We start from the raw sequence: 21,492 nt of genomic DNA, 5'->3' as shown, positions 1-21,492 counted from the left end.
TTTTACTTCCTATATAATAATTTAATCCTTCCTGCCTTATTATACTTTTTAATTTAAAACTACGATACTACTCACAGACTGCAAACTTCTATTGATTTAGTTGCCGAATCATACTACGTGTATAGCCCCCAATTTTCTTTGTCAAACCATCGACTATTCTAATACTTATGGCGGTAAATACTATACCCATAAACATTACAAAGAGTGACTTGGCAAAAGTATCTATTTGTATAAATATAATATTCATATCGATGTATCGATACAGTAGTGGTGCCAACAGGAACATAAGTGGCATTACGTAAAAAATGATTGCACTAATGAGACTGAAAATGCCAATCGTAAATTTCTGCATTAGCCAATAGACAGCACACCAAGTGCGACGATCTGTTAGCACTAATTTCACCTGAGACCAGTTCGATGTATCCATTGTTATACTTCTATCGTAAGAGTCTGTTGAAATATCTGTATAAATTTTCGTCTGTATGCGCTCGAATTGGATAAAGGGTGTGGTAGTCTGTAGTACGCGCATAATTAATGGAATCCCAACAACAGTAAATGAAAGGGTTAAACTAAATAGCAGAGCTATTAGGTAAAAACAAAAATAAAACAATCCTGTACCGAAAGTTAGCAATAAAAAATAACCATTATGGATGAATCTTGATTTCATAAAGTTCATCGCTCCTATCTGTGTAATAACCGAATCATACTGCTTTTTTTGTCATTCTCACTAGTGTAAAAGTGTCATATGACAGTTCTAAATGATGTTAAAAAGGGGAGAGCAGCTTACTTCTGGTTAAAAAAGATGCTTTTATCCCGCTATTTACTGGGCAGTAAGACTCCCACCTCAAAATTCAGCGTTAGGTGGGGGCGGGCTGCCGGTAAACGCACGATTGGTGAAGGCTAATAATCAGTGGGGGATGAACAAAAACCTGCTGATTAAAGTTTCACTTTATTAATCCTCCACAAAGCAATCCCGTTCTTACATCTGCAAGAACGGGATTGCTTTGTACTTTTATTTAATATGAGATGGACTTGTTTTTCGAATATGAAAAATAATATCAAATTGCTCAAGCAATGAAGTATCAAAATATGCCGATTCGTTCGGTAAGAGTCGTGCCCCTATACTTAGTAATGGTCTTTTTGCTTTCACCCATTTCTCTGCCGGTCCTTTAAGGTGACGGTTATCCAATAAAAACATGTTATATGGTACTTTTCCGAAGGTATAATTGAAACTATTTACATCTTGTGGAATCGGATCCGTTATAATCTTATCTCCGGTGTCGTTGTATAAGGTAAAATTCCCCTCCGTAGTTGTACTGCCAATTGTGACATAATTATTGTCTAAACGTTCCTTCAAAAATTGCCCCGCAACATAAGGGTATAATTTCTCATCGATAATTCCTTTAGCTATATGAATATTGTGTGCCCATACCATCGTTTTACCACCAAATGTCTCTTGTGCCCACATTGCATGATCGGCCAAGTATTGTTCATGTAGTTTTATTATACTTGGATAGTCGTTAGGGAGTAGCATTGTGGTAAATTTCTCTATTGCACTTGCCGTTGCTTTCGCCCAGATGTACTCGGATGGAATTATTTCTGTGTTGGCTTGTTCATTCTCATCTTTTAGTAATCGGGCTACTCTCTCAGCGTTTGCTTTAAACTTCTCTTTCCTTTCAGGAGCAAGTTTCATATATTCCTGTATACTTCCAGTAAAAGAAGACAATTCTTTATAATTTTCTTCTACTTCTGCCAGCAAATCTGGTCGATGCAGCCTTACATAATCAATTACTTTATTAAAGCTACCTTGGTCCAACGCCTTTAAGTCGAGCCCAATAAATTGGATCTTTTTTTTATTGGATGGATCAGCATTATAATCTTTCATCCACTCAATCATGGCTATAATTTCATCAGTAGGATATAACAATTTTAAAAATTCCCTAGGGTTTCCTTTTCCTGTTTGGATATATTCATTTAGTTTTAAGCCGTTTCCCCAATCTTCTTCCATTGCAAAATTCGTAAAACCCATTTCAGTAACCAAATATTTCACAAGGCGAAACTTCATAGTAAAAATTTCAGAGCTTCCATGAGTATTCTCTCCTAATCCTACATATTGCGCGTTCCCAATCATTTTCTTAAGTGGTTTTAAATCTTCAAATGGTTTTGACGGCTCTATCGTTTTTAATGGGTTAGCCTGTGATTGTATTGATTTAACTATATTTTTTTGGACTGATTGACCTGAATTTTCGACTGCTACAGTTTGAGCGTTTCCTACTTCCGCGCATCCTGTGACTAATAAAGCTGTACTAACCATTGCAATCATTCTTTTCTTATTCATTTTTGCCCACCTCAATTGAATTATTTTTATAAACAAGATTGATTCATGTACTTGCACGAATCAATTGCCTTAATTTAATTGTTATTTATTCCATATCATATTTTCTAGTTACATATTGTCATAAGATTAATTGACACAAGTCATAGGTTAATCATTACACTTTTGTACTATCGGCTATGACAGTTTATAAATAATAATTAAATTGTTGAATCGCAAGTAAGACTAGATTATGAATTTGGGAGGGGTTTTAAAGATGAATGATCTGTATGTCAAAATATTTTTATTCTAAGTTGTAGCTGTTGAAATGACAGGAAGTAAATTTGATAAACAAATGAATAAAAGGGGAAGGGCGGATTACAATGTTATTACACGGAGAAGCATTCCACAATAAAGATAAAATCCATCGTGCTAAAATAGGACTTCAACTTTTTCTAAGTATCTTAACCATTACTTCTATTATTCTAAATGTAGTAGTAATGATTACTAAAAGTATGCCGCTTATTGTGGTATATATGTTTACCCCAGCATTTTCTTCTATTTTGACTCGCATAATATTGAAAGAAGGGTTTAAAGATGTATCTTTTAGTCTCGGTAACTTAAAGATATGGAAGGGGATTGGTTTTGCTCTGTTAATACCTATGATTATATGTGGAATTACTTATTCTATCGCCTGGTTGAGCGGAATTGCGAAGTTTCAGCCCCCGCAAGGTGGTATGCTAGAACCTATTTACAATATACTTGGATTTCAATATCTACCGATACCATTAAGTTTCATTTTTATAGTAGTACTGAGCGGAGTTTTAGGAAGCTTGCTTAACTTAATCCCAGTTATGGGGGAAGAAATGGGTTGGCGAGGTTATATGCTCACAAGGCTAATCGATGCAGAGTTTTCACGCCCGATCCTTATTAGCGGATTGATTTGGGCAACGTGGCATGTTCCAATTGTTATTGCTGGTCTATATGTAGAGGGAACATCTGCCCTACTTTCAGTACTTGGCATCTATTTTTGTATTGTGCCATTCAGTTATATTACAGCTTATTTACGACTTATCACAGGTAGCGTTTGGCCTTCGGTTATCATTCATACTACTTGGAATGCCATTATTCAAGGACCTTTCGCACGTGCAAGTACAGGAGATCAAACTGAGATTTGGATTGGAGAATCTGGTTTGATAACCGCTATTATTATCTTGGCTACTGCAATAATTATGTCTCGAATCGTAAATTTTACTAAATAGCATACGGATGTGTTTTAAATTCGATTAGTGTAATATGACGAGGTTGAAATAAGATGCTCCTAAAAATATTAGAAAAAATCTAGTTGAACGGACTCTTACTTAATCTTAGGCTGCTGGATATATGGAAGGCATCAAGCTAAGGGGTTAATTTATAAAAATAAACTTGATTGTCATAAAAAACATAATGTTTTTCATTTAAAGGCTATGAGATGAAATTTCATCATCTTCATCACGTTAGACCTTCAGGAAATAAAAAGTTAAACGATTATACAAATACTCTAACTGAAAAAACGATAGTCCTTTTATCAAAAATGTAGAAGGACTATCGTTTTTTTTTTTTTTTTTTTACAAAATTAGGGATTGATGTTCATAAAAATGGATAATATAATTCGTATTTTACGTAAAGAGAAAAATTCCCCCCTAGAATATTAAGCTAAATCTCTTGGTGTGACGGTTGATTTAAGTTTCACTTTATGGCTTGTAAAGGGCTGTTCAATGCATCGTACTATTAAAAAATCTAAATTTAATTATTAAATTGCGATAAAATGTGGTCGGAAATAATGAAATTTTAGGAAAAATAAGGTACACTAGTCTATGATTTTAGTTGAAAATCGTTTGACGTTAATGCATACGGGGGAAAGATTGATGAACAACAATACAACAAATGAATCAGTTGAAGAAATTGATCAAAAACGAGTAAGATCAAAAAAACGTTATACAAATTGGAAGTTTATCGCAGCGGGTATTGGTGTAATTGCACTTCTTATTGGGGGAATGAGTTATTATCAGGCAACTCACTTCAATTCGAATGTTACAATTAATGACACAAAAGTTGGTGGTCTGAGCGCTGATCAGGCAATACAAAAATTAAAGACATCTGGACTAGCAAACAAAGTCTATGTTGATCAACAACAAATTTTAGATGAAAAAGATACAAAAACGGAACTTACGGAAAAAGATTTGCCTCAAGTTAAGAAACTATTAAAAAGTCAGTGGACATTTTTCCCTTCCTCAAAGGGAGAAAATTATTCATTACTACCAGAGAAGGCAGATCAGTATCGTAGTGAAACGATGAAAAAACTTGTAGAAGAAACGCTCATCTCTATGAATGAAAAATTAAAAGCGCCTCAAGATGCTATGGCGAAGCTAGAACAAGGGAAAATTGTTATTTCGAAAAGTGTTGAAGGAAAACAGTATGACGTTACTAGTCTACTGAAAGATTACGATAAGCAAAAATATAAAAGCGAAATTCATCTGAAGTCTGCATACATAAAACCTATTAAAGAAGACGATCCGATTGTCAAAAAAGAGGAGAAAGCACTACAGAATCTTCTTGGGCAGTCTGTTGAGTATAAAGTGCAGGATGAAGTTTATCCTTTAAAAGCGAAAGATTTAATTCAAAATGCCTCTATGTCAAAGGATATGAAAGTTACAATTGATGCGAGTGACATTAAGAATAAAATTACTGAAATTAATAATGCCAAATCAACATTAAATAAAGATTTCTCATTTAAAACGCATTCCGGTTCAGTTATATCAGTAAAAGGGCAAGGCTACGGCTGGGCACTAGATGTTGAAAAAGAAACTAAACAAGTTCAACAAGCCTTTGAGAAAGGCGAAAAGGCGCTTTCTGCTTCTAATATTCACGGAAATGGTTGGGAGAAGGAAGGTATCGGTTATAAAACAACAGCGAATAATGGCATCGGAGACACGTATGCGGAAGTTTCAATTGCAGAGCAACAAATTTGGATTTATAAAGATGGAAAATTAGTCGTTACAACAAATGTAGTAACGGGTAAACATAGCACGGGTGAAGATACATCACCAGGTGTGTGGTACGTCCTATACAAACGAACACCATACACGCTAAGAGGTAGCGCAGTAGGGAAAGCTGATTATGCAGTTAAAGTAGATTACTGGGTTCCATTCACCAATAGCGGTCAAGGATTCCACGATGCCGGCTGGCGAAAAGACTGGGGAAATAATGCTTATTTAACAGGAGGATCAGGTGGGTGTGTGAACCTTCTTCCTAATGTTGCAAAAACTGTATATGATAGTTTGAACACGTATGATCCAGTAATTGTGTACTAAAAAATAGCTACGTATCTAGAAATAAACAAAGTAGGAAATCTTACCTGATGGTATATGAAAAAACACCTCTTGCATTCGCATACTAAGTGTGCAAATGTAATGGAGGTGTTTTTGTTTGAATATAAAAGTGTATTGCTTATAAGAAACAAAGTAGAAAGAGATTAAGAATAAGTATTCAAATAATCAATAAAATTGACAATGAATATCATTTTCACTTAATATAGAATCGTCGCATTTAATTAGACATGAATTTTTTGTTAATATAATAGATTTCTATTAAGTTGTCATATTTACGAACTATCATTAAATATTTTAAGAATTTAAACGTAGGAAAGGGTAATATAAAATGAACTGGAAAAAAGGCGGGTTATGGGTTATTATTTTTTTCGTTGTAAAAGGCACGATTTCTACACTTTTAATCGTTACAGGTGCTAAATATTTTGATTTATCATTTATGCAACTTATCTTATTAATTCTGACCTTATTAGTGATTTCTCTAATAAGTCGAAAGTTACTGTATAGACATAAACAAAACAAAAAGCAAAAAGAGCTAAATATATAATGAAGCCCCAGAGACCAATGGATTTCTGGGGTTTTATTTTGATAGTTTTTTCGCATGTATATTAATTTAACAGAATAGGTTGTCCAAAATGATAAAATCGATGATGTTTAAAATGCGTCAGTTATTTTTACATAAGGATTGTAGAGAGCCTTTGAATCAATCTTTATTCTGAAGCGACAGACACGTATAAATTATGCTCTTTTTTCAATTGGTAGTTTAAATGTAAAAGTACTGCCTTCTCCTAATTTACTTTCAACCGTAATTTCTCCTCCATGTAGTTCGACAATCCATTTTACCATCGACAATCCTAAACCTGTGTTTCCGATGTTTGAAGATGTTCGTGCTGCGTCAACTCGATAGAAGCGGTCCCATATTTTAGTAATATGTTGCTCGCTGATGCCGATGCCATTATCGGAGACTTTACCTATTATGTTGGTTTCATCACGGAATAGTTGCATATGCACAGTTCCGCTCGCTTTACTATAAGCAATCGCATTCGTTAGTAAATTCATTAATAAACGCATCGTCAATGTTTGATCTGCTTTAATAAATAGGTCTTCCTCTATATTAGTTGTTATATCAATCGAAGCTTCTTGAACCATTAATGAAAGCTCTTCTACAACGATTTCCGTTAATTCACTCATATTGATACATTCAAATTGGAAAGTATTATGGTTTCCTTGGTCAGCTCGTGCTAATAATAAGAGTTGTGAGATTAGAGCGGACATTTTACGTGATTGTTTTAAAATTACTTCTAACGATTCTTCCATTTCTTTCGGATTATTTCTCTGCGATAAAGCGTATTCGCATTGCGAAATAATAACAGATGTTGGTGTTCTTAATTCATGAGATGCGTCAGATGTAAATTGTTTTTCACTTTCGAATGATGTCTCCAATCGCTCAAACATTTTGTCAAAGGTTTGTGCTAAATGATACATTTCGTCTTTCGGTGAACCTTGTAAATTAATTCTCTTCGAAAGGTCTTTACCATCACCAATTTTACTGGCTGAATCACTCATTTGTTGCACAGGTCGAAACGCCCTTTGCGTAATAAAATATCCTCCGAATGCCGCAATAAGAATAAGTAATGGGAATGAGATGATTGTTACCACGATAAGCGTATTCATCGTTGAGGATAATTGGTTCATAGTCATTATTCCACGAACCCAGACTTGCTCATCGCCGCCTGCATTATGGAGAAAATCATATACTATCCATTCTTTATTGCCGTCTTTAATGGTTTGTATTTCATCGGATTTAAGCGATATCTTTTTATTAAAGCTTGTTGGACTATGTCCTACCAACAGCTCACCTTGTTTACTATAAATGCTTATATTTACTCCATCTTCTAAGGTTTCAAAATCATCGTCAATCTTTAACTGCCCATGCTTATATTCGATATCTTCCATGCTTTCTTTTACTGTGCTCTTTAATTGATCTTTCATATTAAAAAGCAAAACTTTATCTGAAGAAGTTAAAATAAAAGCTAACACGAGTGCCATAATAATTACAATTAGCCCCGTATACCACAGGGTCACTCTCATTTTTATTGATAGTCTTTTCATGATTCTACTCGCAATACGTAACCAGTTCCGCGCACTGTATGAATTAACTTCGTTTCAAACTGGCTATCAATTTTTTTACGAAGATAGCGGACGTAAACATCAATAATATTCGAGCCGCCGTCATAGTCGTAATTCCACACATGTTGCTCAATTTTATCTCGTGTCAGCACAACTTCTTTATTACGAATCATATATTCTAAAATAGCAAATTCTTTACTGGAAAGAGTGATAACTTGGTCTCCTCGTGTTACTTTATGCATATTGCAATCTACCACTAGGTCAGCGATTTCAAACACATTAGATGTATTTCCTGTTTTTCTTCGCATTAACACTCGAATTCTTGCTAACAGTTCATCAAAAGCAAACGGCTTTACTAAATAATCATCCGCACCTAAGTCGAGTCCTGTTACACGATCATCAATTGTATCTTTAGCTGTAAGAAGCAAGACAGGAGTTGCATTATTGTCCGCGCGTAATCTTTGTAATACGCGTAAACCATCTATTCCGGGAATCATAATGTCAAGGACAATCAAATCGTAGGTAGCCATGTTTATATAATCCAGGGCATCTTCTCCATTCCCACATGCATCGACACTATAATGTTCTGCATTTAATCGTTTCACCAATATATTTTGTAAGTCTTGTTCATCTTCGACAATAAGAACTCGCATTAACATTCTCCTTTTCTTCTTATTAATATGTATCACTATAATTCCAAAACATTAAAGAAAGATTAGAAACTAGTTAATTATATCATTTTATCCCGCATTAACGGGCAGTAAGACTACTCCCTCAAAATTCAGTGAATGCGAGGGAGTTAGGTAGGGATTAACTGCCTGTAAAAGCCTTCACTTTATTTTTTTGTACATTAATCTTCCTTTAATGTTTGTTCGGTAATATAAAGGCAAGGATAAGGTGCACATGTAAAGGGAGGAAAACAGAATGGGAAAATGGATGCTGATGGGAGCAATGTCCTGTTTATTTTTAACAGCTTGTTCTACTCAAGTTGATAACAATACAGAAGTACAACAACTGAAAGTGGAAAATGATAAATTACAAAAAGAAGTCGCTCAATTACAACAAGAACCAAACAAAACACAAGCTGCTACAAATGATAAGAAACAAATACAAGATTTCAAAAACGAAGTCTCATCTATTGTAGAAAAGGCAAATAACACGAAACCAGTTGGAGCAAAAGAAGATAACTTAAATACGTACTTAGCAGCAAAAAAAGAAATTGACCAATTGGATGACAAGATAGATCTATCTGATAATCAGCTAGAAGCAGATTATCACGCTGGAACGATAACTGTTGAGCAATATCAAACGCAAGAAAAAGAACACGATATACTGGAAGATCAATTAGAGCAAGCAGAAAATGCACTTGAAGCAAGATTTGGAATAGATGATTAATCATTAAGGAGTGGATGAAAATGTTAAAACATAAAAAGAAAATAATTATAAGTGTAATTGCTATTTTAGTAAGTGGTATTGCTATTGTTGGTGGATATTATGGTATGGGTTACAATTATGCAAAAAAGAATGAAAACTACACAGAGAAACAAGTTCGTGAAATTTCTTTAGCTCATACAAATGGAGAAATTATTAATGTGAAAAAAGAATTCGAATTAGAAGATGACAACTTAGCACAATCACAATTTGAATATGAAGTGGAAATCAAGACACCTGATAATCTGTTAAATATTTTAAAAGTTAGTGCTAGAACAGGTACAATAGAAATCAATAATGAAGATTAAATAAATATCGCGTATTTGAAAAAACTCCGAACAAAATTTGTTAGGAGTTTTTTCATGTTTATACTTTACTATTTTGAAAGGGGAGTGCTACATCGCTATTAAACTAACAAAACAAAATAACACCTAATATGAAAAAATACGCTGTTCTTTCTGAAGAATCCTAGGAAAGGGTAACTTGATATATCACCGCTATAAAAGTATCGTTCCAATCCAAGTGTATATTTGTGACGAGTTGAATTCAAACTTGATACCTTAGATTCACAGATTGTTCTTTTCCTCAAATCGTGCAGATTTGATTACGTATAATTACATAAAAACTTGTCATCGTAACTTTGATATCTTGCTGTTACATTCCAAAATGCATACAACAGCGTGCCTTCAAGGTTATACTGATGCTGGAGGTGATTCAAAGTGACATAAAATCGGAAAATGAGCTTTTTAATAGCCAAGAGAGCTTTAAAGATCAAGTCTTCATTTTGAAACTAAAATCGCTTTTATATTAGGCTTCGAATTTTTATGTGGTACAGACATTAGTTGAAAGATAGGCTTTTCCTGTTCTTATTTATATCGTTAACTTGATAATTTATAAATATGAATTTAGTGGGGGGATATTATGAAAGATAGCAAACGTTTTAATTTTCACAAGCTTTGGCTAGGACAGTCTATAAGTTTGTTAGGTACCCAGCTTACAATGGTAGCTTTGCCTCTTTTTGCATTAGAGGTGCTACAAACAAGCGAGGCAAATGCTGCCATGCTTCGTGGGATTATATTTGTACCCTACCTAATTTTCGGGTTAGTAGCCGGTGCTTTGATAGACATCTTTCATAGGAAAAATGTTTTGCTAATTTGTAGTATATGTCAAGGAGTATTATTTTTATCAGTATTCATACTGACTGTAACAAATATTTTAACGTTCCCTTTATTAGTGTTTATCATGTTTTTAAATGGAATATTTACTACATTTTATAACATTGCTGTTCCTTCTTTCTTACCGGAAATAGTAACAGATAAAGACAAGTTAAAAAAAGGAAATGCTCAACTAGCACTTTCGGAGTCTCTTTCTGTAGTAATTGGTCCTATGCTAGCAGGAATCATCATTACTCTATTTGGATTAACAGGCTCTTTTACTATTGACGCAGTAACGTATTTTGTTTGTTTTGCATTTGTATTATTTATTTCCAAGTTTAAACCGCATACAGAGGGCTCTTTAAAAGACGTAAATATAAAATCCATATACCAAAACATATATGAAGGCTTGGTATATTTTAAAAAACACCCTGTATTAGAACCAATTGTAACCTGTGGCGCTGTTTACGGTTTTTTTAAATACATACTAAATAGTATTTTAGTAATATTCCTGTATAAGGTAATGGGTCTATCTGAACTTGAAATAGGGTTTGTTGTAGGCTCAGCAGCGGTGGGATTTTTAATAGGTAACACGATACTCATGAAAAAAAGTCAACAAATTAATAATACAAAAATGCTTATTTATAGCGCTACTGTATCAGTTACTGGTTTGGCCTTTATACCGATAATGGGATATATGGGAACCATTATCGGTATAGTAGCTGCAAGTATCATACATGGCATGGGAGAAGGTGTATTTGGCCCTTACGCTGCAACCATACGACAACTTGCCTCACCAAGTCACATGCTAGGCCGAGTAAATGCTGTACAACGTACGCTGAATTGGGGGGCTTGGGCATTAGGAAGTTTTGCTAGTGCATTTTTAGTTTCTATATTTGGGCTTCAAACTACGTTATTCATAGGGGGATTCGGAACAACATTGTGTTTAGTGGCGTTGTTAAGACGTGGCGTATCAAAAGGAAATGATATTGAATATACGAGTTCATTTTAGAGGAGATGATTGTGATGCATAAGGTATTAAAAGGAACTGACATAGAAAATAAACCCCACATTTTATTTATAGGGGGATGGACAAAGCCTATACAAGATGCATTAGACAGTGGCTATATTGTTTCGTACATAGGATCGTACGCTAAACACATATATTTTGATGGGACTATCTTAGAAAAATGTTTCTATAAAAAAGAATTAGACACGACAAATATACCCTTGTCTATATACTATGCTGAAGAATTATTTAAAGAGAAACCATTTGATGTGGTTGTATCTTTCAACGAAACAGCATTAGATACGGCTTGCATAATTGCAAAGATTTTTAATGTTAAAGGGCCTTCTTACAATGCTAATATGATAACCCGCAATAAAGACATGATGCGTGAAATGCTAGCAGGTAAAGACTTTTCGATAGATTCGACAGTTTGCAATAACATTAAAGATATTAATGAATTTTTGAACAAAAAAGATAGTATTATAATAAAGCCCCCGATTGGCGCAGGTGGTAAAGGTGTATCTAAGCTAGACACGGGAGATGACGTAGAGGTATTTTTTGAAGAAAATGGTATTCAACTACCTGTTTTAGTGGAAGAGTACATTGAAGGTGATGTAGTTTATACGGTCGAAGCCGTTTCTTATAACAAAAAACATTCTATACTAGCGATATCAGCTGAAGTATTTAAAGAAGGTACGTTTATAATAAACTATACTATTATGCCAGCACCTATAGATGAATCTCAAAAACAATTAATTATGGAAAAAGTAATGCTATTTTTGGACGACATGCAAATGGAAAACGGCATTACTCATACAGAAGTAAAGATAGACAAAAAAAATAAGCCGATAATTATAGAATCTCAAGTTAGAATAGGTGGTGGTAATATATGGAAGATGGTGGAACTAACAACCGGCATATCCCAATTTGGATACTATTATGATGCGTTAGCTACTGAGACTATAGATGAATTTAGATGTGTATCTTCAAAATGTCATGCTATGTCTTTAAGCTTGATTCCAAAACCAGGTTGCTTAAAAGAAATCAAGTATAAGGAGTTAAGTAACATATCCGAGGTCGTATTAATTGATCTATTACTAAAAGAGGGAGACATCATACCACCTATTGTAGATAGCACTCAACGCAAAGGATCTATATTATTTACGACTAGTGATATGAAACGTATGTACGAAGTTGTAGAGGAAATATGTAACAATATAACGTTTGTTTATCAGGATTTAACAGAATGGAAACCTTCTTTTAAAAAATATAAGTAAACAGAAATGTGGCAAATAAATGGTCTATATAAAAAAGAGAAATTTTCGAATTCCCTGATAGCGCTAAACCTAAGCAAAATAATGAACTATCCTATAGAAGAAAGTTGAGGGAGCTAATCGCATATGTTTTATTGAAAGGATGTGATTGAATTATGGAACGGCCAAATTGGGGAATTGGAGGATTAGTATTCGTTGGCTGTATGTTTCTTGGTGGAGGAGTGGGATCTATGTTAGGTAATGCCCAAACTGGATGGCTAATAGGAATGGGCATTGGATTTCTTGGGATGGCTTTAACGAGACTGTTCAGAAAATAATGTAACTGAGATTCTTCTTCTGGTAAATAAGGAAATATGTAAGTAATTCATGGCATAAGAGTTCTATAAATTATAGTTAGAATCTTCTCTTTTGTATTTGTCTTTTCAAAATTTCTCCATACATAGATACGATTCTCAAGTCGGAGGATAGCACCTTAGGGTGTCTTTTTTATGCTTTTTAAAAATGTCTTACCATATAATAGCTGAGTTTTGCTTTCAGTCTCCAATGCCCATTAAACATAAAATGAAAATTCTGCACCATTTAAACTCTGATAACAATTCATACGATCAAGAATAATTGAGCTAATAGCTCTCGGTAGATTGCCATCATTTTTTTATAGATTAGATTCATTACCGTTTCAGACCTATGTATTCATTCATAACCTAACAGTAAAAGGGGGGATGATTAAAGGTATGGCGTTTAATGATGAATTAATTTGTCAACAGTTTGCAAGAATTATCGGCGGGCAAGAAGGATTCGCCGGTGGGAAATGCGTGGCAACAATAAACCGAGATGAAATACGAGCAACAATCTTAGGAAAACGTTTTAGAGTAACAACTTCCTTTTCATTCGAATCACGAGACAATAAAACTGGACGGGCATTATGCCTAGGCCGAGTAGCACTCTTACAAAAAGAAGTCACTGAATTTGTGGCGACAATTATTAAACAAGGAATAATCGTTTCGTCTATACACAATGAGTGGTTATGTGATGATCCAAATTTGATTTACGTTAATATCGAAGACGTTGATGATCCACTAAATTTTGCAAGAAAAGTGAGAAGAGCATTGTGCAATTAACTAAGTTTTTTAGTTAAATGAGTGATTACGTTAAATAGAAGATTTCAGCGTGTTGAATGTTATATTTGTAAAATAGATTTAAGTGGATGGTTTTATAAAACGAAAGAAGGTGTTTCATATTTGGAATGCCTTTTCTTTATGTTTTCGTTGCTAATGTGGGTGGTTAACGGATTATATGCTGTTTATCTTGTAACAGCAAGAACTGAACGAGGTATCTTTAAAGGTGTTTGACTATTTGTCGATACCATATTTTATCAAATGTTATTAGAATATCATAAAACGACAGGGGAGAAATCGTCAGAGAGATACGTCAAATTAGTCATTCCTTCTATAATCTAAGGAGGCGATTTTGTTTTTGAAAAATAATAGGTAAATCATTTGACAATTAAAATAATCTACTTTAATATATGTGCCATAGCATATATATGTTGAAACAAATACATTCATTGTGAATGATTGACTGGTATGCTATATCCTTTTATATCTTAATTTATAGAGGTGATATATGAACTTACATGATTTAATAGGCTATCTTGTTCATCGTACTGATGTGAAAATGACCAATTATTTTACAAAGAAATTAAAGCCTTATGGAGTTACGCCAGAGCAGTGGGGGATCATTAGTGTTCTTTGTAGCCAAAGGAGCACTACTCAAAAAGAGTTGGCGGAAGCTATTGATAAAGATCAAACTACTGTTGTTAGAATGATACAGTCAATGGAGAGAAAAGGGATTGTAAAGAAGGCTTTGAATGCCCAAGATAGGCGTTCACATAACCTTTTTTTAACTGAAAAAGGTGACGAATTAAAGAAAACAATCTTGCCTGTAGTGAAAGACGCTCACCATTTTGTTACGAGTAATTTGAGCGAGGAAGAAATTAAAGTATTACAATCGTTATTAAACAAATTGTATGATACACACTATTAATATTTGTTCCTTATTGATGCTATGCTATTCATAAGGAACAAACTTTGTTTTAGATATTATATATGCTACAGCATATAATTTCTGTTTGTTTGGACGAATGGGAAGATAACTTTATTTTGTATCATATCTGATTCAGGTTCATTTTTTTGCTTAGTACCAGTCAAATTTTTGGATTATATATGCTATAGCACATAATTTTCGGCCCTTTAATATTGAGAAGGGTAATGTAAATGGAAGCGACTTCCATACGGGTGATCTCAGGAAATAGGGTAAAGGTAGTGACTACTACCTGAACAATATGAGTTTTTATCAAATAATAAGAAAGGTGTGATTACTATTTTAATTTTCATCAATATTGTAAAAGTAGTGTTGTTTTTGTTCTTTTTAATGACAGGAATGAAAATTATATCCGGGAAAATGGCAGATGAGTTCAAACGATTTGGTTTACCTTCGTTTTTTAATTTCTTAACTGGAGCTTTTGAGATTGTAGGAGCGATTGGAATGTTGATAGGAATCTGGATTCCAGTAGTAGCTTTATGGGCAGGATTGTTATTAGGCGGTACGATGCTTGCAGCCGCATTAACTCTAATTGTATTAGCGAGAGATCCTTTTAAGAAAGCAATACCTGCGCTTGTTTTGTTTGTCCTTAGTTTAGGGGTAAGTTTGTATCATATTTTTTTAACATAACTGAAAACTATTAAACTTTCACTTTATGCGTTCAAGTTACTATCGTTTTGTGATTATGTTACAAATAGGGGGGATTCTCCAATTAGTGCTTGAATAATAATAGCAATACGAATTTAGACATTACGATCATTCGGATCATAATCAGTAAAAGAATGGCAAGAATTTTATATTAAAAATAGGAGTGAGTGAAAATGGCATATTTATTACAAGTTGATTTTCCGTTTGAAGGTCCTTTTGGTGAAGAAATGGAAAAAGGATTTTGGGATTTAGCAAATAGTATTAACGAAGAAGAAGGATTCCACTGGAAAATATGGACTGAGAATGAAGAAACAAAAGAAGCTGGAGGCATTTATATATTTGAAGAAAAACAAGATGCTGAAAAATACGCGGAAATGCACAAGAACAGACTTGAAGCAGCTGGTGTTAAAGATATTAGAGTAAGAATTTTTAACATCAATGAAAAGTTAACTAAGTTGAATCGTGGTTTTATTAAATAATTCCGACAGTCGGAGCAAGCGTAAAAAGGAGGGGGATAATCCCCTCTTTTTTAATTCTTAAATTGATGGTGAGGGGGCTCGCATAAAAAACAATCAATTATAAAAGTGATTTTGAACGTAAGGAATTTGTAAGGAAGAGGTAAGAAAAAAGAGATTTTCATTGTGTAAGATGAAAATGTAAAGAAGAGTGAGAGGAGAAAAATACTATATATTTCTATAAAAAACAAATCAATTAATAAGACTTGTTTGGAGGAAAAGAGACATTACAAATTCAATGTCGTCCTTTTGCAGTGGGGTAAGAAGAAAGCTGTGTGATTAGTTCCAAACAGCAAATAACCATTTATACAATATGAATAGGGGAGAGGAATATTTTGATGAAAAAGCATCGCCAAATTACATGTACAGGTTTAGCCCTTTTAATAACTGGAGGTTCCCTGTTTTATACAACTCCAACCTCAAGTGTAAAAGCGGAGTCCATTCAAAATGTATCTAGTTCGTTACAAACAAGCACCCAAAGAGATCATAATTCCGTCAAAGAGGCAATGCGGGATACATTGAAACTAGGATATCCAGGGATACTTGCTAAAACTTCTGAGAGTGGAAAAACATGGAGTTATGCGGCTGGTGTAGCTGATCTGAGTACTAAGAAACCAATGAAAACAGATTTTCGTTTTCGGATTGGCAGCGTGACAAAGACGTTCACTGCAACAGTTGTACTTCAATTAGCAGGAGAAAACCGCTTGAATTTAGACGATTCTATTGAAAAATGGTTGCCTGGTGTCATTCAAGGAAATGGATATGATGATAAACAGATTACTATCCGGCAATTATTGAATCACACAAGTGGTATCGCTAATTACACAAGGTCAAAGGATTTTAATATGATGGATACAAAAAAATCTTATACTGCTGAAGGATTAGTAAAGATGGGAATATCCATGCCTCCAGATTTTGCTCCAGGAAAGAGCTGGTCGTATTCAAATACAGGATATGTATTACTAGGAATTCTTATTGAAAAAGTAACTGGGAACAGCTATGCGGAAGAGATTGAAAATCGAATTATTGAACCACTTGAATTAGCGAATACATTCTTACCTGGAAATTCAAGCGTCATTCCAGGAACCAAGCATGCCCGTGGATATATCCAATTAGACGGAGCAAGTGAGCCAAAAGATGTTACTTATTATAACCCAAGTATGGGGAGCTCGGCCGGAGATATGATTTCTACAGCTGATGATTTAAACAAATTCTTTTCTTATTTACTTGGGGGCAAGTTATTGAAAGAACAGCAACTAAAGCAAATGCTTACAACAGTCCCTACAGGAGTAGATGAGCTTGGTGATTCCGGGCTTGGAATTTTCAAAATGAAGCTTTCAAACGGTGAATCGATATGGGGGCATGGAGGAACCATTCCTGGCTTTTTAACTTTTGCTGGAGGCACACTTGGAGGCAAGCATACATTGGCAGTCAATTTGAACAGCCTTAAAGCTGATACTCCTGATCCTTTTAAAAATATTTTACTTGCTGAATTTAGCAAGTAGTCTAAAAGTAAAAACGGGTAAAATTTATCATAGTTTCATAGTTAAACAAAGGAATGATGAAAACGATCAATTATTTAAGGAGGTAATTCCGTGATGAAAAATAAGCTAACTGGTGTGTTAGCCACTGCATTAGCGGTAACTATGATTCTACCAACAGGAGCGAAAGCATTTTCTGAAAGTAAGACTACTGTTGTAACTGGTGAAGAAGTAGCTAGTCAGGAACTGAAGAAGATTGCAGCAGAGAAAGCGGAGCTACTTACGAAGTCCCATGGGGCAGCTAGCGTGCAGTATGCACTAATTGATAATGGAAAACTTATTTTGTCTGGTCAGGCTGGCAAGAACGATATGGAAGGGGAAAAGCCGCTAACCAAAGATACTTTATACGGGATTGGTTCAGTTAGTAAAATGTATGCAACAACGGCTGTAATGAAATTGGTCGATGAAGGAAAAGTCGATTTGGATGCTCCTGTTGTCCGCTATGTTCCTGATTTTAAGATGAAGGACGGTCGATACAAACGTATTACACCGCGTATGTTATTGAATCACTCCTCTGGATTGCAAGGTTCTACGTTAGGTAATGCATTTTTATTTAACGATAATGATACCTATGCCCATGATACCTTGTTACAGCAATTGTCAAATCAAAACTTAAAGGCGGACCCTGGTGCTTTCTCGGTATACTGTAACGATGGTTTTACGCTGGCCGAAATTTTGGTGGAAAGAGTTAGTGGTATGAGCTTTACTGAATTTCTACATCAAAACTTTACAGGGCCTTTAAAAATGAATCATACGAAAACGCCGCAGGACAAATGGAGGGATGAAAATCGGGCTGGACTATATTACCCGGCGTACCAAGGGCAACTTCCAATTGAATCGGTGAATGTTATTGGTACGGGAGGTATATCTTCCACGGCAGAAGATATGGTGCGATTCTCACAACTATTTATGGGACAGGGAAAAGGAATCCTCTCTGATAAGGTAGTTAAGGCAATGGAGCAAGAGGAATATAAAAAAGGAATGTGGCCGGGGGCTGGCGAGAATATTTTTAACTATGGTCTTGGCTGGGATAGTGTGAAACTATACCCATTCAGTGAATATGGGATCAAAGCTTTGGCTAAGGGCGGCGATACGGCATTGCAACATGCTATATTAGTCGTGCTTCCGGAACAGAAAATAGCAGCGGCTGTATTGACATCTGGTGGACGGAGCTCTACAAATCAGCTAATGGCAACTGAATTGCTGCTCGCTACGCTTAAAGAAAAAGGTACTATTAAGGAAATCAAGCCGAACAAATCCTTTGGTAAGCCGGTCAAAGTCAAAATGCCTCAAGGCGTAGCAAAGAAAGCTGGATTTTATGGTAATAGCGAAACTCATTTCAAGATTGAAATTACGAAGAACGGTGAACTATTCTTACCATCTAATCCAGAAGAAAAATATGTATATACTGCTGATGGAAGCTTTATTAATGAGGGGGGTACTTCCAAGCTCAACTTCGTAACCGAGAAGAATGGAAGAACTTATTTGAAGGAGAGCGCATATAAATCTCATCCAGGTTTAGGGCAAAGTGTGATGACCCACTATTTAGCTGAGAAACTAGAAGATAACGTGCTTTCGAAGAAAACCGCTGCTGCATGGGCAAAGAGGGAAGGTGTCAAGTTTTATCGTGTAAACGAGAAATTTAGTTCTATTCAATATCTTGTTCAGTCGAAACATCTTAGTACTCAAATTACTCGCAAGGAAGGCCCAGCAGGCTATTGGGAGGGCAGAAAAATTACAGGTCCGAACACCGCGGTGCATCAGATCCAAGTACCCGTGATGAATGGTCGTGATACGACGGAAACGCATTTCTATACAGAAGGCGGCAATGAATATATGGAGATGGCTGGATTGTTATACGTAAGTGAATCAAATGTAAAACCAATTGATATAGGCCAATCATCCAAAGTTACGTTGGATGCAAATGGGCATGCGAAATGGTTTACAATTCCACAAGTGGCAACAGACAAAAGGATGACCGTGACGCTGCCATCAAATGGTTCATTTGCGGTGTATGATGAGAAGGGAGTTTGCGTCAACTTCACCATTGTGAGTGGCAATAACAAGGTGGAACTTCCGAAGAACGGAACAATCGTATTCGCTGGGGCACCGAAATCGGAATTTGCAATCTCGGTGAACTAGCTATAATTTAAGATGATCTTAAACAAAACCAGTACGGTACAGAAAAGATGTATTACTGGTTTTGTTTGTATTTATGCATTCTCAATGAAAAAGCTTGAATAATATCACTCTCAAGCACTATAAAAACATCAAAACTAGAAAATTAGTATCTCTAGAAGATGTACAGTTTTTTGGGAGTTGAATAATTTTAACAGCGTAGAGAGATTAAATTTCTACTCTTTTTCTTCTTAATTAATAGAAATGTATGTACATACACATTGTATTTTTATTCCATAACTTTTAAAATTTTGTTCACGATAGTTTGATATTGTAAAAAAAGAAAATATGTGGCACGACATCACTTTGTTTTTTATACAGCTTTGTAATTAAACTATAGTATTGTATTTTTTTTCATTATTGAAATTAGTAATAATAAAATGTATTATTGAAAAGCACAATTTATAATTCAAGTAATCAAGCATATGTACCTATAATAATTTGAACATTCAGAAATTATAATATTGTCTAAAAACGAGGTGAGATTCATAGAAACAGTACATATTAAGTGGTATGGCATGTATAGTATAAATGACTTTTATAATAGGGAAGAAGCTTCTAAGAAGGGGATATTTGCAATCTCTAGAGTATTTGCTAAGAATGTAACATTGCTCTATATAGGACAAACCAAAAGAAGCTTTATACAAAAGATAAGAGAACTTAATAAAGAGTGGACTTTTGATGAGAGCGAATTAAAGATTACATTAGGAATAATAGAATTTCCTAGTGGTGAAATTTACTCTGAAAAGAAGGTAAAAGAGATAAAATCTCTTTTGATTTTACGACATACCCCATTAGAAAACGAAACATCTTTATTATACTATAGAGGGAAATTTAATTTAAAAATTATAAATAAGGGAAGAAGAGGCTTAATTGTTAAAAAGCTTTCTACAGGAGATCTAATGTGGACGTAATTGGAATCACCTTTGAATAAAATTGAAGGTTTCTTAAGTGCAGAAGCTTATCAATTTTTAATGTATTAAACTATTTTGAATAACATATGTCAGATACTTGAAAAAACACAAATTATATTATGATATGAAATCCTGTATGGAAAGTGTAGTTTATTTCTATTGTTTAATAAAAATATTAAGAATTTTAGGGATAATACATAAAGAGTAGAGGAGAAAGTAAAAACGGAGGTTTGAAGAATGGGACAAGTAAGCAGATTTCAAGAAAAACAACAGAATCGTCGTCAAAAGGCAATTTTTAATATTGCATTTACTTTGGTATTAGTGACAGTTGGTATAGTGACATACCAGTTGTTTACCCCTTCTAATACATCAAAGAAAGCAATTGCTCAAGAAAAGAAAGTAACAAAGATAGAAGAGAAGAAAACTAAAGATAAAGAAACAGCAAAGATAGAAGAGAAGAAAACTGAAGATAAAGAAACAGCAAAGATAGAAGAGAAGAAAACTGAAGATAAAGAAATAGCAAAGATAGAAGAGAAGAAAACTGAAGATAAAGAAGCAGCACAGTTAGAAGGGAAACAAAAAGTAGAAAAATCGGTAAAAACGAACGGAACTGAAAATAAAGAGGAAGAAAAAACGGTATCTCAAGAAAAGGATCCTCAAACTAATCCTTCATGGAAGCCAATTGGTACAGAGCAAGGAGCAAAACCTGATATGAAATTTAAAGAAGGAACAGTAGATTGGAGTGAGATGAAAAAAGCAATCTCTTATGCTGTTGATGTTCCAGAGAGCCAATTGATTTTCGATTTTATTGGAAATAATGGTAATAATAAAGCCTACGGTAATGTACGAGATAAACAAAGTAATAAAAAATATAAGGTTAATATTGATTGGGTAGAGAATCAGGGGTGGAAACCAG

General features: G+C 34.5%; 20 protein-coding genes. 16 read left to right on the top strand and 4 right to left on the bottom strand.

The genetic code is table 11. The annotated features are described in order from the left end of the window. Positions 1-88 precede the first annotated feature (88 nt). Both ACTJJY_RS29150 and ACTJJY_RS29145 read right to left on the bottom strand, forming a co-directional pair. On the bottom strand, positions 89-667 hold the full coding sequence (locus ACTJJY_RS29150; RefSeq protein WP_000842190.1) for a sensor domain-containing protein: 579 nt from the start codon (positions 665-667) through the stop codon (positions 89-91). Positions 668-1,012: 345 nt separating this feature from the next. After that, positions 1,013-2,338, bottom strand: coding sequence for an erythromycin esterase family protein (locus ACTJJY_RS29145; RefSeq protein WP_440607215.1), 1,326 nt, complete (start codon positions 2,336-2,338; stop codon positions 1,013-1,015). Between the two features lie 359 nt (positions 2,339-2,697). Here ACTJJY_RS29145 and ACTJJY_RS29140 point away from each other — a divergent pair, with 359 nt between their 5' ends. The 3 genes from ACTJJY_RS29140 (at position 2,698) to ACTJJY_RS29130 (ending at position 6,229) form a co-directional block, all read left to right on the top strand. Continuing rightward, entirely contained in the window at positions 2,698-3,576 is an 879-nt protein-coding gene (locus tag ACTJJY_RS29140; protein ID WP_098126770.1) for a CPBP family intramembrane glutamic endopeptidase, read from the top strand. A 645-nt stretch (positions 3,577-4,221) separates the two neighbouring features. Next, positions 4,222-5,667, top strand: a complete 1,446-nt coding sequence (locus ACTJJY_RS29135; protein ID WP_142947125.1) for a L,D-transpeptidase family protein — start codon at positions 4,222-4,224, stop codon at positions 5,665-5,667. A gap of 346 nt (positions 5,668-6,013) precedes the next feature. Next, positions 6,014-6,229: a hypothetical protein gene (locus tag ACTJJY_RS29130; protein ID WP_001104104.1), complete on the top strand. Its 216-nt coding sequence runs from the start codon at positions 6,014-6,016 to the stop codon at positions 6,227-6,229. A gap of 191 nt (positions 6,230-6,420) precedes the next feature. On the opposite strand, the gene ACTJJY_RS29125 is transcribed toward ACTJJY_RS29130, so the two are convergent. Continuing rightward, positions 6,421-7,794 carry a sensor histidine kinase gene (locus tag ACTJJY_RS29125; protein WP_440607214.1) on the bottom strand — a complete coding sequence of 458 codons (1,374 nt, stop codon included), beginning with the start codon at positions 7,792-7,794 and terminating at the stop codon, positions 6,421-6,423. Next, positions 7,791-8,465 (bottom strand): response regulator transcription factor, encoded by a 675-nt coding sequence (locus tag ACTJJY_RS29120; protein WP_033695812.1) that lies wholly within the window; start codon positions 8,463-8,465, stop codon positions 7,791-7,793. The genes ACTJJY_RS29125 and ACTJJY_RS29120 overlap by 4 nt, the downstream gene beginning before the upstream one ends. Positions 8,466-8,736: 271 nt before the next feature. Here ACTJJY_RS29120 and ACTJJY_RS29115 point away from each other — a divergent pair, with 271 nt between their 5' ends. From ACTJJY_RS29115 to ACTJJY_RS29055, 13 genes are all read left to right on the top strand, one after another. Next, entirely contained in the window at positions 8,737-9,207 is a 471-nt protein-coding gene (locus ACTJJY_RS29115) for a hypothetical protein (protein ID WP_088024236.1), read from the top strand. Between the two features lie 20 nt (positions 9,208-9,227). Continuing rightward, on the top strand, positions 9,228-9,551 hold the full coding sequence (locus tag ACTJJY_RS29110; RefSeq protein ID WP_440607219.1) for a PepSY domain-containing protein: 324 nt from the start codon (positions 9,228-9,230) through the stop codon (positions 9,549-9,551). A gap of 613 nt (positions 9,552-10,164) precedes the next feature. Further along, positions 10,165-11,409, top strand: a complete 1,245-nt coding sequence (locus tag ACTJJY_RS29105; protein ID WP_000655287.1) for an MFS transporter — start codon at positions 10,165-10,167, stop codon at positions 11,407-11,409. 14 nt (positions 11,410-11,423) lie between these two features. Next, a complete protein-coding gene (locus tag ACTJJY_RS29100) occupies positions 11,424-12,683 on the top strand; it encodes an ATP-grasp domain-containing protein (protein WP_142947124.1) in 1,260 nt (419 codons plus the stop codon). 152 nt (positions 12,684-12,835) lie between these two features. Then, a complete protein-coding gene (locus tag ACTJJY_RS29095; RefSeq protein WP_000441009.1) occupies positions 12,836-12,997 on the top strand; it encodes a hypothetical protein in 162 nt (53 codons plus the stop codon). 402 nt (positions 12,998-13,399) lie between these two features. Continuing rightward, complete coding sequence (locus ACTJJY_RS29090; protein ID WP_000589729.1) at positions 13,400-13,798, top strand: DUF1259 domain-containing protein; 399 nt, start codon at positions 13,400-13,402, stop codon at positions 13,796-13,798. Between the two features lie 505 nt (positions 13,799-14,303). Next, on the top strand, positions 14,304-14,723 hold the full coding sequence (locus ACTJJY_RS29085; protein ID WP_440607213.1) for a MarR family winged helix-turn-helix transcriptional regulator: 420 nt from the start codon (positions 14,304-14,306) through the stop codon (positions 14,721-14,723). A 330-nt stretch (positions 14,724-15,053) separates the two neighbouring features. Continuing rightward, entirely contained in the window at positions 15,054-15,410 is a 357-nt protein-coding gene (locus tag ACTJJY_RS29080; RefSeq protein ID WP_095691547.1) for a DoxX family protein, read from the top strand. Positions 15,411-15,601: 191 nt separating this feature from the next. After that, positions 15,602-15,907, top strand: a complete 306-nt coding sequence (locus ACTJJY_RS29075; RefSeq protein ID WP_095690577.1) for a monooxygenase — start codon at positions 15,602-15,604, stop codon at positions 15,905-15,907. 374 nt (positions 15,908-16,281) lie between these two features. Continuing rightward, positions 16,282-17,448, top strand: coding sequence for a serine hydrolase domain-containing protein (locus tag ACTJJY_RS29070; protein ID WP_095690578.1), 1,167 nt, complete (start codon positions 16,282-16,284; stop codon positions 17,446-17,448). 93 nt (positions 17,449-17,541) lie between these two features. Then, positions 17,542-19,626 carry a serine hydrolase domain-containing protein gene (locus ACTJJY_RS29065; RefSeq protein WP_095691548.1) on the top strand — a complete coding sequence of 695 codons (2,085 nt, stop codon included), beginning with the start codon at positions 17,542-17,544 and terminating at the stop codon, positions 19,624-19,626. Between the two features lie 515 nt (positions 19,627-20,141). Then, on the top strand, positions 20,142-20,576 hold the full coding sequence (locus tag ACTJJY_RS29060; protein WP_015055158.1) for a hypothetical protein: 435 nt from the start codon (positions 20,142-20,144) through the stop codon (positions 20,574-20,576). Between the two features lie 237 nt (positions 20,577-20,813). Next, the coding region (locus ACTJJY_RS29055; RefSeq protein WP_440605948.1) for a DUF1510 family protein at positions 20,814-21,492 on the top strand (679 nt) is incomplete at its 3' end.

Origin of the sequence: Bacillus sp. 22475 (assembly GCF_052044835.1) — a bacterium.
Classification (GTDB): Bacteria; Bacillota; Bacilli; order Bacillales; family Bacillaceae_G; genus Bacillus_A; species Bacillus_A cereus.
The sequence above is the reverse complement of the archived record's forward strand: the minus strand, read 5'-3'. Positions and strand labels throughout refer to the sequence as shown.